The organism is Paraburkholderia sp. RCC_158 (assembly GCF_041355255.1).
Classification (GTDB): domain Bacteria; phylum Pseudomonadota; class Gammaproteobacteria; order Burkholderiales; family Burkholderiaceae; genus Paraburkholderia; species Paraburkholderia graminis.
Map to the genome: position 1 here is coordinate 120,135 of NZ_JBFUPM010000007.1, position 17,593 is coordinate 137,727.

Consider the following 17,593-nt stretch of genomic DNA (forward strand, 5'->3'; position numbering starts at 1 on the left):
CGCGTTCGTCCTATATCTTCCTGCATACAGGCACCCGCTCGCGCGCCCGGTACAATGAGCAGTTCCGAATCCTCGCTGTCTTCTCCAATTTCCCATGTCGCTTTACACCATTACCGGAGCGCAACTGGCGTTCGGTCACGTCGCGTTGCTCGATCACGCGGACTTCTCTCTCGAACCGGGCGAGCGGGTCGGTCTGATCGGCCGCAACGGCGCGGGCAAGTCGTCGCTGCTGAAGATCGTCGCCGATCTCGCGAAGCCCGACGACGGCCTCGTCACGCGCCAGCAGAGTCTGACCACGGTGTACGTGCCGCAGGAGCCGGAGTTCGATACCGACGACACCGTCTTCGAAGCCGTCGCGGCCGGCCTCACGCACGCCCGCGCGCTGCTCGACGAATACGACGCGGTCGCCAACCAGCTCGCGGATGAACCGGAAGGCGCGCAGCACGACGCGCTGATGGCGCGCATGAACACGCTGCAATCGTCGCTGGACACCACGAACGCCTGGAATTGGAGCACGCGCGTCGCCACCACGCTGCAGCAGATCGGCCTGAACGGCGAGGCGCGCGTGGGTTCGCTGTCGGGCGGCATGCAAAAGCGCGTCGCGCTGGCTCGCGCGCTGGTCGTGCAGCCGGACGTGCTGCTGCTCGACGAGCCGACCAACCACCTGGATTTCGACGGCATCCGCTGGTTGGAAGATCTGCTGGTGTCGCAGCGCGCGGCGCTCCTCTTCATCACCCACGACCGCGCGTTTCTCGACCGCGTCGCCACGCGCATCGTCGAACTGGATCGCGGGCGTCTGCTGTCGTATCCGGGCAACTTTTCGGCTTATCAGACGCGCAAGGCGCAGCAACTGGAAATCGAGCGCGTCGAAAACGAAAAGGCCGACAAGCTGCTCGCACAGGAAGAAGTCTGGATTCGCAAGGGTGTCGAGGCGCGGCGCACGCGCAGCGTCGGCCGCATCGCGCGGCTCGTCGAAATGCGCAACCAGCGCGCGGAACGCCGCAACGTCCAAGGCAACGTCAAGCTCGACGTCGGGCAGGGCGAGAAGTCGGGCAAGATCGTCGCGGAACTGACGGATGTCACGAAGCGCTACGGCTCGCGCACGGTGATCGACCGCTTCACCGGGACCGTCATGCGCGGCGACAAGATCGGCTTTGTCGGTCCGAACGGCGCGGGCAAGACCACGCTGCTGAAGATCATCCTCGGCGAATTGAAGCCGGACGAGGGCACGGTGCGCGTCGGCACCAATCTGCAGGTCGCGTATTTCGACCAGATGCGCGCGCAACTGGACCTGGACAAAAGTCTCGCCGACACCATCAGCCCCGGCAGCGAATGGGTCGAGGTCAACGGCCAGAAAAAGCACGTCATGAGCTATCTCGGCGACTTTCTGTTCGCGCCGGAGCGAGCGCGTTCGCCGGTCAAGTCGCTGTCGGGCGGCGAGCGCAACCGGCTGCTGCTCGCGCGTCTCTTCGCGCGGCCGGCCAATGTGCTGGTGCTCGACGAGCCGACCAACGACCTCGATATTCCCACGCTCGAACTGCTTGAAGAACTGCTCACGGACTATGACGGCACCGTGCTGCTCGTGAGCCACGACCGCGCGTTTCTGGATAACGTCGCGACGTCGGTGATCGCGTCGGAGGGCGGCGGCAAGTGGCGCGAGTATGTGGGCGGCTTCACCGACTGGCAGTTGCAAAGCGAGCGCTCGCAGCAGTTGGCGCAGGAAGCACAGAAAGAGGCGAGCAGGGACGCGGCTAAGGACACAACTAAGGACACAACGAAAGACGCGGCTAAAGACGCCAATAAAGACACAGCCAAAGACGCCTCCGCCAACGACAACACAGCCGGCCGCAATCCGCAGCGCGCGGCCAAGCTGTCGTTCAAGGAGCAGCGCGAACTCGAGGCATTGCCGCAGAAAATCGCCGCGCTGGAGGCCGAGCAGAAAACCATCGGCGCCCAGCTTGAAGAAGGCTCGATCTTCGCGAAGGACCCACAGGAAGGCACGCGTCTTTCCGAACGCTATGCCGCCATCGACGAAGAACTGCTGGTCGCGCTCGAGCGCTGGGACGAACTCGAAAACCGTCGCAAATGAGGCGGCAAGCGCCGGCGTCTTTCGTCGTCGGCGCTTTCGCTTGCATGTGGACCGCGCCTTGTCCGAATGGCCAATCGTGTGCGCCGTGAATTGCCGCCAGGTTCGAAATCAGTAAAATACCCCGCGAACAAGGCATCCCCGGCGTTTTCACCAGCGGTGGCGCTGGGCCGCGATGCAGCGCCCAATCAGGGGAATGCTGTAAATGCGCACGAACGCCGCGCGCTCATCACGCGGCGAACGAGCGCAACCCATGCGACAAACAGCTTGCCCGCATCGCGGGCATCCCACCTAACCACGTTGTTTCGTTTCGCTTTTTTTGAAAACTCAACGCATTGTCCACGGACTTATCAACCGGACCTGTGGACAACGATGAACCGACGCACCCGAGTCAACCATGTCCACGAAAAAGCCAAACGCCGCGTATAGCGAAGCGTCGATCAAGGTGTTGAAGGGTCTCGAGCCGGTCAAGCAACGGCCCGGCATGTATACCCGCACCGAGAATCCGCTGCACATCATTCAGGAAGTCATCGACAACGCGTCGGACGAAGCCCTCGGCGGCTACGGCCGGCAAATCACGGTCACGCTGCACGCGGATCATTCGGTGTCGGTCGAAGACGACGGCCGCGGCATCCCCTTCGGCCTGCATCCGGAAGAAGGCGTGCCGGTCGTCGAAATCGTGTTCACGCGCCTGCACGCGGGCGGCAAATTCGATAAAGCCGCTGGCGGCGCGTACACGTTTTCGGGCGGCCTGCACGGCGTCGGCGTGTCGGTCACCAACGCGCTGTCCACGCGCCTCGACGTCACCGTATGGCGTGACGGCAAGGTCGCCGCGCTCAGCTTCGCCAACGGCGACGTCGCCAAGCCGCTCGAAGTGCGCGCCGCAGCCAGGGGCGAAAAGAAGTCGGGCACGCGCGTGACCGCATGGGCGAATCCGAAGTACTTCGATTCGCCGAATCTGCCGCTCGGCGAACTGCAGCGTCTGCTGCGCTCGAAAGCGGTCTTGTTGCCGGGCGTCGAAGTCACACTCGTCAACGAGCGAACCGGCGAACAGCAAAGCTGGAAATACGAAGACGGCTTGCGCGGCTATCTGCTCGAAGGCATGAGCGGCAGCGACCTGCTGATTCCGCTTTTCGAAGGCGAGCGTTACGCCGAAAACTCGCGCGCGAACGAAGAGACGTTTGCCGAAGGCGAGGGCGCGGCGTGGGTCGTCGCGTGGAGCGAGGAAGGGCCGCTCACGCGTGAGTCGTACGTCAATCTGATTCCGACGCCCGCGGGCGGCACGCACGAATCCGGCTTGCGCGAAGGCTTGTTCCAGGCGGTCAAGAGTTTCGTCGAGTTGCACAACCTGCAGCCGAAGGGCGTGAAGCTGCTCGCCGAAGACGTGTTCGCGCGCGTGTCGTTCGTGCTGTCGGCGAAAGTGTTGGACCCGCAGTTCCAGGGGCAAATCAAGGAACGCCTGAATAGCCGCGACGCGGTGAAGCTCGTGTCGTCGTTCGCGCGTCCCGCGCTCGAATTGTGGCTCAACCAGCACGTCGAGCACGGCAAGAAGCTCGCGGACCTCGTCATCAAGCAGGCGCAGGCGCGCACGCGTGCCGGGCAAAAGGTCGAGAAGCGCAAGAGTTCGGGCGTGGCCGTGCTGCCCGGCAAGCTGACCGATTGCGAATCGACGGAAATCGGCCGCAACGAGTTGTTCCTCGTCGAGGGCGATTCGGCGGGCGGCTCCGCGAAAATGGGCCGCGACAAGGAGTTCCAGGCGATCCTGCCGCTGCGCGGCAAGGTGCTGAACACGTGGGAAACCGAGCGCGACCGTCTCTTTGCGAACAACGAAGTGCACGACATTTCGGTGGCGATCGGCGTCGATCCGCACAGCCCCGACGACAAGATCGATCTGTCAAATCTGCGCTACGGCAAGATCTGCATTCTGTCGGACGCGGACGTGGACGGCTCGCACATCCAGGTGTTGCTGCTCACGCTGTTCTTCAAGCACTTCCCGCAACTGATCGAACGCGGTCATGTGTGCATCGCGCGTCCGCCGCTCTTTCGCGTCGACGCACCCGCGCGCGGCAAGAAGCCCGCGCAGAAGCTGTACGCACTCGACCAAGGCGAGCTCGAGGCGATTCTCGACAAGCTGCGCAAGGACGGCGTGCGCGACACGCAATGGTCGATCAGCCGCTTCAAGGGGCTGGGTGAAATGAGCGCCGAACAACTATGGGATACGACGATGAACCCGGACACGCGGCGTCTCACGCCGGTGGCGCTCGGCGAGCTCGACTACGACGCCACGGTCGCGCGCATGACCATGCTGATGGGCAAGGGCGAAGCGGCGTCGCGCCGCAACTGGCTCGAAGAAAAGGGCAATGAAGTCGAAGCGGATATCTGAGCGGTGCAAGCCAGCGCTCCCGCACGAAACCTCACGCCAAACACGATACGGATTCTAGATGGACGACGATAACACTCTCGACCTTTTCACCGAGCCGCCGCCGCCCGAAGGCGACTTCCTGACGCTCGGCAATTACGCGGAGCGCGCGTATCTCGACTATGCGGTGAGCGTGGTCAAGGGCCGCGCGCTGCCGGATGTCTGCGACGGCCAGAAGCCGGTGCAACGCCGCATCCTGTTCGCGATGAACGACATGGGTCTGTCCGACAACGCCAAGCCGGTGAAGTCGGCGCGCGTGGTCGGCGACGTGCTCGGTAAGTATCACCCGCACGGCGACCAGTCGGCGTACGACGCGCTCGTGCGTCTCGCGCAGGATTTTTCGATGCGCTATCCGCTGATCGACGGCCAGGGCAACTTCGGCTCTCGCGACGGCGACGGCGCGGCGGCGATGCGGTACACGGAAGCGCGCCTGACGCCGATCGCGAAGCTGCTGCTCGCCGAAATCGACCAGGGCACCGTCGACTTCATGAAGAACTACGACGGCGAGTTCGACGAGCCGCGGCTCTTGCCCGTGCGTCTGCCGTTCGTTTTGCTGAACGGCGCGTCGGGCATCGCGGTCGGTCTCGCGACTGAAATTCCGTCGCACAATCTGCGCGAAGTCGCGGCTGCCACGGTCGCGATGATCCGCAATCCGAAGATCACGCACGCGGAGTTGATGGAGCATGTGCCGGGGCCGGACTTCCCAGGCGGCGGCCAGATCATTTCGAGCGAAGCAGAAATCTCGGCGGCGTATGAAACGGGCCGCGGCAGTCTGAAGGTGCGCGCCCGCTGGAAGATCGAGGACCTCGCGCGCGGCCAGTGGCAACTGGTCATCACCGAATTGCCGCCGAACACGGCCGCGCAGAAGGTGCTCGAGGAAATCGAGGAGCAGACCAATCCGAAGATCAAGCTCGGCAAGAAGGCGCTCACGCCGGAACAGTTGCAGGGCAAGCAGACCATGCTCGGCCTGCTCGACGCCGTGCGCGACGAGTCGGGCAAGGACGCGCCCGTGCGCCTCGTATTCGAGCCGAAGTCGAGCCGCATCGATCAGACGGAGTTCGTCAACACGCTGCTCGCGCATACGAGCCTGGAGTCGAACGCGTCGCTGAATATGGTGATGGTGGGCGGCGACGGCCGGCCGCGTCAGAAGGGCTTGAGCGAAATCCTGCACGAGTGGATCGCGTTCCGTTTCGCGACGGTCACGCGCCGCACGCGTCATCGTTTGACGAAGGTGGACGACCGGATTCACATCCTCGAAGGCCGGATGATCGTCTTCCTGAACATCGACGAAGTGATCCGCATCATTCGCGAGTCGGACGAGCCGAAGGTCGCGTTGATGGCCGCCTTTGGCTTGTCCGACCGGCAGGCCGAAGACATCCTCGAAATCCGGCTGCGTCAGTTGGCGCGGCTCGAGAAGATCAAGATCGAGAAGGAACTCGCGGAACTGCGCGACGAGAAGGCGAAGCTCGAAGAACTGCTCGGCAGCGAATCGGCGATGAAGCGTCTGCTCATCAAGGAAGTTGAAGCCGACGCGAAGCAATACGGCGACGAGCGCCGCACGCTGATCCAGCAGGAAAAGCGCGCGACGTACGAAGCCCGCGTGGTCGACGAACCGGTCACGGTCGTGGTCTCGCAAAAGGGCTGGGTACGCGCGCTGAAGGGCCACGGGCTCGACACCGCGGGCTTCACGTTCAAGGCCGGCGACAGTCTCTACGCGGCGTTCCAGTGCCGCACGCCGGACACGCTCATCGCGTGGGGCAGCAACGGGCGCGTCTATTCGGTCGCGGTGGCGTCGCTGCCGGGCGGCCGCGGCGACGGCGTGCCGGTCACGTCGCTGATCGAAATGGAGTCGGGCAGCCATCTGATGCATTACTACGCGGCGTCGGCGGATCAGGCGTTGCTGCTCGCGTCGAGCAACGGCTTCGGCTTCATCGCGAAGGTCGGCGACATGGTGAGCCGCGTGAAGGCAGGCAAGTCGTTCATGACGATCGACGCAGGCGCCGCGCCGCTCGCGCCCATGCCGATGCTGCCGGACGCGACGCAGGTTGCGTGTCTGTCGTCGGCGGGTCGCCTGCTGGTGTTCGGCATCGACGAAATGAAGACGCTGTCGGGCGGCGGCCGCGGCGTCACGCTGATGGCGCTCGACGACAAGGAAACGCTGGTGCAGGCGCTCGCCATCAACGCGGCCGGCGTGATGCTGATCGGCGCGCGCCGCGGCGGTCGGCTGGACGAAGAAAAGCTGAGCGGCGCCGCGCTCGCCGCGCATGTCGGCAAGCGGGCACGCAAGGGCCGTGCGCCGGAGAGCAAGCTCAAGCTCGAAGGCATGCGTCCGGTGCCGGTTGCCTGACGAAGATTCATGTTGAAAGCGGCCGACGTCTGCTAGCATGCAAGGCGCTGGCCGTGCAAGTCATTGCAGTACAGCGCATTGCAGTACAGCGCATTGCAGTACAGCGCGCGGCAAATTCGGGGGCGGCGTCGCGGTATCGAGTCGAAGTACCAGCGAAGTAGCAGGTCGCGGTACTTCGTCGAGACATCAGCCGCGCTGCAATAACAACAAGAAAAACGACGCAAGCCACGGGCGTTTTGGAACTGCACGCAGGGCGTGCGGTCGAACGCGCTCAATAGCCGCTGCTCATATCATTCGGCATAAGCGGTGTGGCGTCGTCGGAGAGGAATACAACATGAACAAGGCTATCGAACTCGCGCTCTTTCTACATCTGCTCGCAGTCGCGGTGTGGGTGGGCGGGATGATCTTCGCGCACTTCTGCTTGCGCCCCGCCATAGCCGATCTCTCGCCGCAATTGCGCTTGCCGTTGTGGGAATCGGTGTTTGGCCGCTTCTTCAATTGGGTGGCGGCTTCGGTGCTCGTCATTCTGCTGACGGGCGGTTTCCTGCTGATGCAATTCGGCGGCGGTCACGCCACCTGGCCGTTGCATGCAATGGCCGGCCTCGGCATCGTCATGATGCTGATCTTCGGGCATATCCGGTTCGCCGTATTTCCGCGCATTCGCCGCGCAGTGCAGGCGCAGAAGTGGCCTGACGGCGCGCAGGCGGTCGGCACGATCCGGCGTCTCGTGCTGATCAACATCGTGCTCGGTGTCGTGACGGTCGGCTTCGCGGTGCTGTCACGCGGATTCTGATCGCGCTAAGCCCACGCGCCATACGCAAGCCACAGCCCGCACGCAATCGCCACGGTGCCGTACACCGCATATACGGGCAGCTTGAGCTTCGCGAAGCACATCGCCGAGAACACGGCGGTCAGCAGATAGACCGGTTGCAGCGGCACATGTCCGGCGATACGCAGCACGGCCACCGCGAGGAACGCGGTGGTGACGGCGCGCAGAATCCGCATGCCATGCTCGAATCGCGGATTCATTTTCAACTGATGCAGATGCCGCTGCGCCAGCACGACGAGGCATCCCGACGGCACGAACAGCGCGAGCGTGGCGAGCAGCGCGCCCGCCCAGCCGTCGACGAGATAGCCGAAGAACGGCACCACGTTCAGCAGCGGTCCGGGCGAGATCGGCGACAACGAAAAAGCCAGCGTGAAGTCGTTGTCGGAGACGCCGATGGTCGGCGTGACGAACAGCGTCTTGAGCACCGGCAACGCGGAAAAGCCGCCGCCGAAGAGCGTCATGCCCGCGCCGGCGAGCCGCGGCCATAGCAGCGCGAGATCGTAGCGATGCGGCAGCGGCAGCGCGAAAAGCAGCACGAATACGCACAGCATGGCGAGTATCTGCCAGTCGCCTCGCGAGAACGACACGACAAAGCGCGTGTTGCGCACGGGGCTCACCACCCAGCCGGCGCCGAATGCCGCGCTCAGCATCAGCACATAAGCCGCCGGGCTGTGTGCATAGAAGAGCGCGAAGCAGCCGACCACCGCCGCCGTCCATTCGAGTTTGCCGCGCACGAGCGCGCGCGTCTGCTTGTACCAGGTGATGCCGATCAGCGTGGCGAGCACCACGCTAAAGTGATTCAGCAAGGTCTGCGACGCGAAGGTGCGCACGAGCGGCGTGCGGTAAAAGATCGCGAAGAGCGTCATCAGCATGAAGAAGGGCAGCACGCTCGCGATGCCCGCGACCCATGCGCCGGCACGTCCGCGCAGCGCGTGTCCGAGCTGCACGGCAACGTTGCAGCCCACCGGCCCCGGCACCATCCACGCAAGCGCGATCAGATCGGAGAACGCGACGCGCGAGAGCCGGGCCTCGCGCTCGACGTAGTGATTCTCGAGCTGCGCCATTAGCGCGAGGCCGCCCCATGACAACGCCGACAGGCCGAGCACGACCTTGAACAGCGTCCATAGCGGTTCCCGCTCCCCTCGTCTTGCAGCTTCGTGGCTTGTTATCGTGTGCATGGCGCCACGGGCGTCCGCGAGGCGGGCGCCCGTCCTGTGATCCTTTGATGTTGCGCGCGGCCGGCCGGTCCGACGGCATCGCGCGAGAACGCAATACAGCGAGAATGTAGCCGGTTTTGCGCGGCCGCGGTATGGATGGGCTTGCAAAGCCGCAGCGTTAGATGAAGCCCTCGGCGCGCGCCTTCTGCACCCTGTCTAACCGTTCGTGCTGGTGCTCGTGCTGTTTGCTTCCTGAACCGGGCGCCGGCCGGCCATGCCGCACACGCCGAAACGTTCGAGCAGCGCGGGAATCGCGTCGACCGGAACGGGGCGCGAAAACAGAAAACCTTGCGCTTCGATATGGCCGAGCGCGGCGAGCCACGCAATCTGCTCTTCGGTTTCCGTTCCTTCGACCACCACCGTGAGCCCGAGCGAGCGCGCCAGATTGACGATCGCGGTGACCATCACGCAGACGCTGCGGTCGCCCGGAATAGCCTGGACGAACGAGCGGTCCACCTTCAGCGTGTCCACCGAAAAACGGTTCAGATACGAGAGCGACGAATAGCCGGTGCCGAAGTCGTCGAGTGCAATGCGCACGCCGAGACGCTTGAGCGCAAAGATTTTTTCGGAGACGAGTTCGGGATACTCCATCATCGCCGTCTCCGTGATTTCGAGTTCGAGGCGGCGCGCGGAAATGCCGCTTTCCTCGATGGCGTGCGAGATCGTCTCGTACAGATCGCCGCGCCAGAACTGCACCGCCGAAATGTTCACCGCGAGCGACAGCGTGTCGTAGCCTTGCTGCTGCCAGACCGCGAGTTGCCGGCACGCGGTCTCGATCACGAAGTCGCCGATCGGCACGATCAGTCCCGTGGACTCCGCGACGGGAATGAACTCGTTGGCCGGAATCAGACCGTGCTGCGGATGATTCCAGCGCACCAGCGCCTCGAAGCCGGTGATGCAGCGGCGCGTCAGATCGATCTTCGGCTGATAGGCGAGAAAGAGTTGCCCTTCGGCGAGCGCCACGCGCAACTGCTGCTCCCACTTCATCAGATGGTCCGCGCGATGCGAGAGTTGCGGCGAATAGAACTGGTAGCAGTTCTTGCCCGCGTCTTTCGCGCTGTACATCGCGAGGTCGGCTTTTTTCAGCAGATCGATCTCGCTTTCGTTCGCCACCGAATAAAGCGCGATGCCGATGCTCGCATGCAGCACGAAGGAACTGCCGCGCACTTCGAACGGTTTCGCGAACGCTTCAGCCGCTGCTTCGGCAAGCGCCACCGCGCGCTTTTCCACGTCCTCGCCCTTGATCACGACCACGAACTCGTCGCCGCCGATGCGGCTCAACGTGCCGCCGTCCGCGACCGCCGTGGCGAGACGCGAGGCCGTCATTTGCAGCACGATGTCGCCGGCGTTGTGGCCGAGCGTGTCGTTGACCGTCTTGAAGTTATCGAGGTCGATAAAGAGAATCGCGAGATGGCCGAGGTTGTGCGGCTGCGCCACTTCCTGGCGCAGGGTGCGCAAGGTCGAATAGCGATTGCGCAGGCCGGTCAGCAGATCGTATTCGACCAGATGCGTCATTTCGCGCTCGCGGCCGAGCAGTTTGCCGATCAGACCGGTTGCGACCGCGAAGAAGCTCAGCATGGCGAGCGAGATGAAACCCGCCATCAGCAGATAGACGTTGCGCGTGTGGTTGTAGTCGGCGAATTCCTCGGCTTGCGACAGGCCCACGAGCACGCCGAGCGGATAGCCGTCGATATGCCGGTACGACACGATGCGCGTGACGTTGTCGAGCGAATCGACGTAGGTGCCCGACACGTGTTCCGAAGTCGGATACGAGCCGCTTGCCGAAAACGTGCCGCTCGCGTTCACGACGCTGCCGGTGCGCCGCGCGAGCACGGTGCCGTTGTCGGAGATCACCGCGATCACGCCTTCACGGCCGATTGCCGCGTTGTTGTAGAAGTCGCTCGTGAAATAGCTCGGGTCTTCCGACACGACCACGACGCCCGCGAACGAGCCGTCCGGATGATTCAGACGCCGCGTCATCTGCAAGGTCCAGTGGCCGGATACGCGGCCGAGCACGGGCTTGCTGATATACAACTGGTCGTCGTTTTCGTGCTCGTGAACCTTGAAGTGCTCGCGATCCGACAGATCGATACGCTTGGGATTGAGTTCGGCGGTGTTGGCGATGAGTTGGCCGTGCTCGTCGATCAACGACACCTGTACGAGCGTCTCGCTTTGCACGACGCCTTTTTCCACCGTGCTGGCAAGGTCGAAACGCCCCGGCGTTTTCTCGAACTCGTATTTGACGAAGCGCGTGATCTGATCGACCTGGTGAATCGCCTTGATCGTATGCTGTTCGAGCGCCGCTGAGAGAATTGCGGCAGACGCCATCGCTTCGCGATTGGTGGCTTCTTTTTCGACCGAAAGACGCGCGAAGATCACAGTCCACAGCAGGATCAAGACGAGCACGCCGAGCGCGGGAATGGCAAGCAGCGCGCGACGGCGCGATACAGCGGGATCGCGGCGGCTTCGGGCTTCGCGCTGATCGGAGAAGCGGGGTTTGCTCATCAGGCGGCCCGTGCCCAGCTGCCGGCCGGTTGCGAACGCGCGAGCGTGGACTGCGCTGTTTTCATGGGTGGCTGCATGGAGTTGCCGGAACTGCTGCGCAAGAAGAAACGGCGTGGTTTCGCGCCTGATCGTCTGCACCGGGCCGGGTACGTTTCGATATTACTTAATGCCACTGGATTAAGGAAGGGTCCCGGCATCGGGTATACGCGGGCGCGGTCCGCGGCCGTATAAGGGCTATTTTGCGGGCTGTTTTGCGCTTCGCTTATAGGTTTGCTTATAGGCTCGCTTTCAGGTTCGCTTTCGAATCCGCTCCATGCCCGGGCGGCCCGCGAATCCGGGCACGCGCGGGATCGGATGCTGGCGGTCGTTGTATTCGGATGATCCATCGGGATTCGGCGCTCCGGCATGGCGGCTTGTACCTGCGTGATCTTTTGGGCGGTTTGGTTATCCGTGCCGCATCGCGCGAGCGCGGCAAACGGCTTTTTGTGGCTAAACGTGCTTAAGCGTGGCTAAAAGAGGTGAGTCGCGTACGGCTTATCGTCACCGACTTGCAGCGGCATCGCCGTTGCTTTAGCTGGGCTCGCGGGAAGCCAGCAAACGACGGGCCGCTCACGGCATACGGAACGTGCCGTCGACGACCGTCACCGACGACCCGCCGATCCACGTCTTGCCGTTTGCGTCGTCGTAGCGCACGAACACCTGGCCGGCGCGTCCGAGCGCGGTGCCCTGGCGCGCGGTATAACTCGCGCCCGGCCGCAAATTCTGCGCGCTCAACAGACCCGCGAGCGCCGCATTGGCACTGCCGGTAACAGGGTCTTCGCCGACGCCGAACGCGCCGCCCACCATCAGGCAACGCACTTCGAAGGTGGCGGGGCCACCGGCATCGTGCGGACCGTACGCAGCGACGCCGTGTGCGCCGACCGCGCGGACGATTTGCGCGAGCGCGGCCGCGTCGGGCTCGAGCGCCAGACAATCGCGCGCCGAATTCATTCGCACGATGAGCCACGGCGCGCCGTTATCGACGGCAGACGGCGCGGCGCTGAAATCAATCGCGTTGCTGCGCATCGCCGCGGAAAGCGCGGCGTACTGCTGTTCGGGCAACGGCACGACGCGCGCGGGCGGCGCGGCGAACGCCCACGCGCCGTGCGCCTCGCCCGGACCTTCGCTGTCGGATTGCAACTCGACGAGCCCAACGCCGCATTGCTGGATGAGCTTGCCTGGCTGCTTCGGCTGATAGCCGCTTTCGAGCAGCGCGTGCGCGGTGCCGAGCGTCGGATGACCGGCAAAGGGCAATTCGCCGTGCGTCGTGAAGATGCGCACGCGATAGTCGGCGGCCGGGTCAGTCGGCTTCGACAGGAAAGTTGTTTCGGACAGATTGGTCCAGTGCGCGATCGCCTGCATCTGAGCGGCGCTGAGCGCGTCGGCGTCGAATACGACGGCGAGCGGATTGCCTTTGAACGGCACTGACGTGAATACGTCGACCTGCTTGAAACGAACTGTGTTGGCGGGCATCGGGCGTGGTCCGTCGATCCTGCGGTTGGTATGGTTCGCGGATTCTATCTGCTGCCGCCGGAACGATCCACCTCGCCACAAATGCAAAACGCGCCGCGGGTGCCTGACACCTCGCGACGCGTTCTGTCGAGCGCCCGGCCGAACCGCGCCTCGCGCTCGTAACGCTGCGTGAACTTATGCGACGCCGCGTTACTCGACTTCCGCGATCATCTCGATCTCGACGCATGCGCCGAGCGGAATCTGCGCGACGCCGAACGCCGAGCGCGCATGCTTGCCGCGCTCGCCGAACACGTCGGCGATCAGTTCGGACGCGCCGTTCGTGACCAGATGCTGCTCGGTGAAGTCGAGCGTGGAGTTGACGAGACTCATCAGCTTGACGATGCGCTTGACGCGGTTCAGGTCGCCCACGTGCGCGTGCAGGGTCGCGAGCAGGTCGATGGCGATCGAGCGCGCGGCCACTTTGCCTTCTTCAGTGCCGATGTCGGCGCCGAGCTTGCCCGCCCACACCTTGCCGTCTTTCTTCGCGATGTGGCCGGACAGGTACACCGTATTGCCGCTTTGCGCGCTCATCACATAAGCGGCGGCCGGCGCGCCGGCGTTGGGCAGTTCGATGCCCAGTTCCTTGAGCTTGTCGTACACATTCGTTTGAGCCATGTTGTCCTCGGTCGGTAGTGAAAAAACGGAAGAAGCGGAAGCGGGCGAAAACGCAAAAGCGGGCGATGGCCCGCTTGCCTTTATAGCTTCGCGCGGATCAGCGCCGCGAGACGCGCCACGCCTTCGTCGATCTTTGCCGGCGGCACCGTGACGAACGACAGACGCAGCGTGTTGTGCTGCGCCTCGTTCGCGAAGAACGGACCGCCCGGCACGAACGCGACATTCTGCGCGACGGCTTCCGCGAGCAGCTTCATGCTGTCGATCTGCGCGGGCAGATTCACCCACACGAACATGCCGCCTTCCGGCCGATTCCACGTCACGCCTTCGGGCATGTAGCGTTCGAGCGAGTTCAGCATGGCCGCGCACTGGTCGCGATACAGCTCGCGAATGGTCGGCACGTGCGTGTCCAGAAAGCCGTCCTTGATCACTTCATGGACGATGCGCTGCGTGAAGCTCGGCGTATGCAGATCGGTGGCCTGTTTCGCCTGCACGAGTTTGAAGATCAGCTCTTCGGGCGCGATGATGTAGCCGACCCGCAGACCCGGCGCCAGCACCTTCGAGAACGAACCGAGGTGGACGATGTGATCGGGCGCCATCGACAGCATGGTCGGCAGCGGTTCGCCCGCGTAATCGAGCGCGCCGTAGGGGTCGTCTTCGATCACCGGGAACGGCGCGGTTTTCGCGAACGCGGCGAGCGCGCGGCGGCGCTCGACCGGCAGGCGGCGGCCCGTCGGATTCTGAAAATTCGGTTGTGCGTACAACAGGCGCGCGCCGGCGGTGAGCTCGGGCGTGAGTGTTTCGGGGATCAGCCCGTGTTCGTCGGTCGGCACCTGGACGTAGCGCGGCTCGTACATCGAGAACGATTGCAGCGCGCCGAGATACGTAGGCGTTTCGACCAGCACGGGGCTTTCCGGACACACCAGCACCTTGCCGAGCAGATCGAGCGCCTGTTGCGAGCCGGTCGTGATCAGCACCTGACTGGCGCGGATCTGTGCGCCGTTCACCGAATAGCGCGCCGCGACCCATTCGCGCAGCGGCGCGTACCCTTCGGTCGCGCTGTACTGGAGCGCCGCGGCGGGCGCGTCGCGCAGAATGCGGTCGGACGCTTCGCGCATGCGTTCAGCCGGGAACGTGGCCGGCGAGGGCAGGCCGCCCGCGAACGAAATGACTTCAGGCCGTTCCGTGACCTTCAGAATCTCGCGGATCGCCGAGCTCGTGAGCTTGCGTGCGCGTTCGGACAATTGCCACGTGGGGGCTTTCAGGTCGCTTTGGTCCATGGTCTCCTCTGCTGGTGTCTCTGGAACCGGTCAAAACTTCGATTATCGCGCGAGTCGGCGACCCGCGCGCGCTGCTTATTTAAGGGTCCGTAGACCGCTCGGTGTTTCGAATTCGGCGACGAGCGCGGCGGGGCCGTCGGTGGCCTGCACGTCGATCAGATGCGCGGCGCCCAGCCACTGCAATTGCGCCGCCACCGTATCGGCTTGCGGATGCACGCCTTTGAGCGCTTTGAGCGCGATGCCGGTCTCGGGCAATACCGTCGACGGATGCCGCGCCGTGTCCCACTGGATCAGCGACGGCAGCACGCCGTCGCCGGCGCCTTGCCAGGCGGGGAAGGCGCCGTCTTCCGGCACCGACAGGCCCCACGCGAAGTCGCCGCGCGTGAGCGGCACGATCGGCGGAATGCGCTGCGGATATTGCGCCTGCCACGTCGGCAGATGCTTCGGCCGGTCGACGCGGGCCACCCAATGCGACAGATACGGGCCGTTTTCGAGGCGAGCGTGGGTCGCCGGGGCGTCGAGCGCGAAGAGGCGCGGGCGGGGCGCGGCGGTTTCCGTGGCTTCGCGGGCGACGTCGGCATGCGGGTCGGCGGCGATTACTTCCAGATACGCGCCGCCCCACAGGTTCAGCAGCCGGTTGTGCGTGCGCATTAACGGATGCGCGCCGCCGCCGGCCGGTTCGACCCCGAGGATATCGGCGACGTACTGCACGCCTTCGTCGAGCGTGCGGGCGGAAACGACGAGATGATCGAGACGTAGCGGATGTGCGGTCATTGCGGATCGGGAAACGGGTTTCTACGGTAGGTCTGGCCTGCGCCGCGTGCCGGTTGCGGCGTGCCGGTTGCGCGGGCGCCGGGGTCGTAAGCATAACCGTTCGCGGGCGCGGCGCATCGGCGGATTGGGCGATGGGCGGGCTGCGTGGGTTGCGCGGGTGAATTTCGCGCTGGCTTTGGTGGTTTGAGGTGCGTGCAGGCTCGGTTGTTTGCTTGCGCGCTCGTCGGCACTGTCTGCTGGTTGCTGACTCGCGCCCATGACGTTCCGGTGAGCGGATCGCCGACCTGATGCACGGTCCGCCAGGCGCTTTCGGTATGCTGATCGCCACCCAGCCTCACGCACCGCCCGCCAGCCGCTTACCGCCAGCCCGACCGCCTTCTGTCTCAAATGTACCGGCGACGACCTGCACAGTAACGGTACAATCGATTCGATACCGTTCGGTACAGTTGGAGCCCGTCATGTCCGTCCCGCTTACGCAGATTCCCGCCCCGCACGACACGGCGTCGCTGACGCTTGTCGAGCAGCTCGTGCAGTGGGCGCGCCGCCGCATCGAGGAGCGCGTGTTCCGTCCCGGCATGCGCATGCCGTCGATCCGCAAGCTCGCGCTCGACAAAGGCGTGTCGCGCTTCACCGTGGTCGAGGCGTATGAACGGCTCGTCGCGCAGGGTTACCTGGAGTCGCGGCGCGGCTCCGGTTTCTTCGTGCGCGAGCGATTGGCGGGCACGCCAGGCGCGGCGGTCGCGGACATTCGCCCGGCCGCGCACGCGAGCGCGCCGGCCACCATCGACGTCGTCTGGCTGCTGCGCAACATGCTGCACACCGGCGCGCGCCCGGAGCGCAGTCCGGGGCTCGGCTATCTGCCGGCGCGCTGGCTCGACGGCGAGCTGATCACCAACGCGCTGCGCACGCTCGGCCGGCAAAGCGGCGCGCAGATGCTCGGCATCGGCACGCCGCTCGGTTTTCTGCCGCTGCGCCAGCAATTGCAGACGCGTCTCGAGGAACTGGAGATCGGCGCATCGCCCGATCAGATCGTGATGGTGTCCGGCGTCACGCAGGCAATCGACCTGATCTCCCGCATTTATGTGAAGGCGGGCGACGCGGTGATCGTCGGCGATCCGGCGTGGTTCCAGATGTTCGGGCGCTTTGCGTCGCAGGGCGCGCGGCTCGTCGGCATGCCGTACACGCCGGACGGCCCCGATCTCGACGCGCTCGAATCGCTCGTGCAAACGTGGCGGCCCAAGATGCTGGTGATCAACTCGGTGCTGCAGAATCCGACCGGCACCTCGCTGACGGCCGCGCAGGCGTTTCGCATTTTGCGACTGGCGGAGGCTTACGATTTCATCGTCGTCGAAGACGATATTTACGGCGATCTATGCCCGCCGGGCTATGCGGGCACGCGGCTCGCGAGCCTCGATCAGCTAAAGCGCGTGATCTACCTGGGCAGTTTCTCTAAGACGCTCGCGCCGAATCTGCGCGTCGGTTTTATCGCGTGCGCGCCCGAGGTGGCCAAGGCCGTCAGCGACCAGAAGATGCTGGTCGGCATGACGAGTCCCGAGTTGAACGAGCGCGTGCTGTACAAGATTCTGACCGAAGGACACTACCGGCGCCATGTCGAGCGGCTGCGGGCGCGGCTTGACGGCGTGCGCGAAAAATCCGCGCGGATGCTGGAAAAGACGGGCCTCCGGCTGTTTCTAACGCCGACGGCGGGCATGTTCGTGTGGGCCGACACCGGAGTCGACGCCGACGGACTCGCCGCGGCCGGCCACGAAGCCGGCTTTCTGCTCACGCCCGGCAGCCTTTTTTCGCCGCAACAATCGCCGACCACGTGGATGCGCTTCAACATTGCCAATTGCGGCGATCCGGAACTGGCGACATTTTTATGCCGCTATCTCGACGGCGTTGCGCGCCGCGCCTCTTGAAACCGCGCGGATTGTCCTTATTTAGGCGGACAATCCGGCGGCATTCGCAAGAAC

General features: G+C 64.4%; 11 protein-coding genes. 5 read left to right on the plus strand and 6 right to left on the minus strand.

Features of this window, described 5'->3' with window-relative positions; translation table 11 throughout:
• Window positions 1-94 precede the first annotated feature (94 nt).
• The 4 genes from AB6809_RS16070 (at window position 95) to AB6809_RS16085 (ending at window position 7,645) form a co-directional block, all read left to right on the plus strand.
• Window positions 95-2,089 (plus strand): ATP-binding cassette domain-containing protein, encoded by a 1,995-nt coding sequence (locus AB6809_RS16070; RefSeq protein WP_029970004.1) that lies wholly within the window; start codon window positions 95-97, stop codon window positions 2,087-2,089.
• Between the two features lie 394 nt (window positions 2,090-2,483).
• The gene (locus AB6809_RS16075) at window positions 2,484-4,469 is read left to right on the plus strand and encodes a DNA topoisomerase IV subunit B (RefSeq protein ID WP_006048396.1); all 1,986 of its coding nucleotides are present in this window, start codon (window positions 2,484-2,486) and stop codon (window positions 4,467-4,469) included.
• Between the two features lie 58 nt (window positions 4,470-4,527).
• A complete protein-coding gene (gene parC / locus AB6809_RS16080; protein ID WP_029970001.1) occupies window positions 4,528-6,852 on the plus strand; it encodes a DNA topoisomerase IV subunit A in 2,325 nt (774 codons plus the stop codon).
• Window positions 6,853-7,186: 334 nt separating this feature from the next.
• Window positions 7,187-7,645: a CopD family protein gene (locus AB6809_RS16085; RefSeq protein WP_029969999.1), complete on the plus strand. Its 459-nt coding sequence runs from the start codon at window positions 7,187-7,189 to the stop codon at window positions 7,643-7,645.
• A gap of 5 nt (window positions 7,646-7,650) precedes the next feature.
• Here the strand turns inward: AB6809_RS16085 and AB6809_RS16090 are convergent, their stop codons facing one another.
• The 6 genes from AB6809_RS16090 to AB6809_RS16115 all read right to left on the minus strand — a co-directional run bounded on the left by AB6809_RS16090 (window position 7,651) and on the right by AB6809_RS16115 (window position 15,620).
• Window positions 7,651-8,859, minus strand: a complete 1,209-nt coding sequence (locus tag AB6809_RS16090; RefSeq protein ID WP_029969996.1) for a chromate transporter — start codon at window positions 8,857-8,859, stop codon at window positions 7,651-7,653.
• 195 nt (window positions 8,860-9,054) lie between these two features.
• On the minus strand, window positions 9,055-11,403 hold the full coding sequence (locus AB6809_RS16095; RefSeq protein WP_006048392.1) for an EAL domain-containing protein: 2,349 nt from the start codon (window positions 11,401-11,403) through the stop codon (window positions 9,055-9,057).
• A gap of 609 nt (window positions 11,404-12,012) precedes the next feature.
• Window positions 12,013-12,915 (minus strand): PhzF family phenazine biosynthesis protein, encoded by a 903-nt coding sequence (locus AB6809_RS16100; RefSeq protein ID WP_029969994.1) that lies wholly within the window; start codon window positions 12,913-12,915, stop codon window positions 12,013-12,015.
• Between the two features lie 189 nt (window positions 12,916-13,104).
• On the minus strand, window positions 13,105-13,569 hold the full coding sequence (locus tag AB6809_RS16105) for a RidA family protein (protein WP_006048390.1): 465 nt from the start codon (window positions 13,567-13,569) through the stop codon (window positions 13,105-13,107).
• 80 nt (window positions 13,570-13,649) lie between these two features.
• Window positions 13,650-14,846, minus strand: coding sequence for a PLP-dependent aminotransferase family protein (locus AB6809_RS16110; protein ID WP_029969993.1), 1,197 nt, complete (start codon window positions 14,844-14,846; stop codon window positions 13,650-13,652).
• 75 nt (window positions 14,847-14,921) lie between these two features.
• On the minus strand, window positions 14,922-15,620 hold the full coding sequence (locus tag AB6809_RS16115) for a VOC family protein (protein ID WP_029969992.1): 699 nt from the start codon (window positions 15,618-15,620) through the stop codon (window positions 14,922-14,924).
• Between the two features lie 458 nt (window positions 15,621-16,078).
• Between AB6809_RS16115 and AB6809_RS16120 the strand changes: the two genes are divergently transcribed.
• Window positions 16,079-17,539 (plus strand): PLP-dependent aminotransferase family protein, encoded by a 1,461-nt coding sequence (locus AB6809_RS16120; protein ID WP_307252861.1) that lies wholly within the window; start codon window positions 16,079-16,081, stop codon window positions 17,537-17,539.
• The last annotated feature ends 54 nt before the right edge of the window (window positions 17,540-17,593 follow it).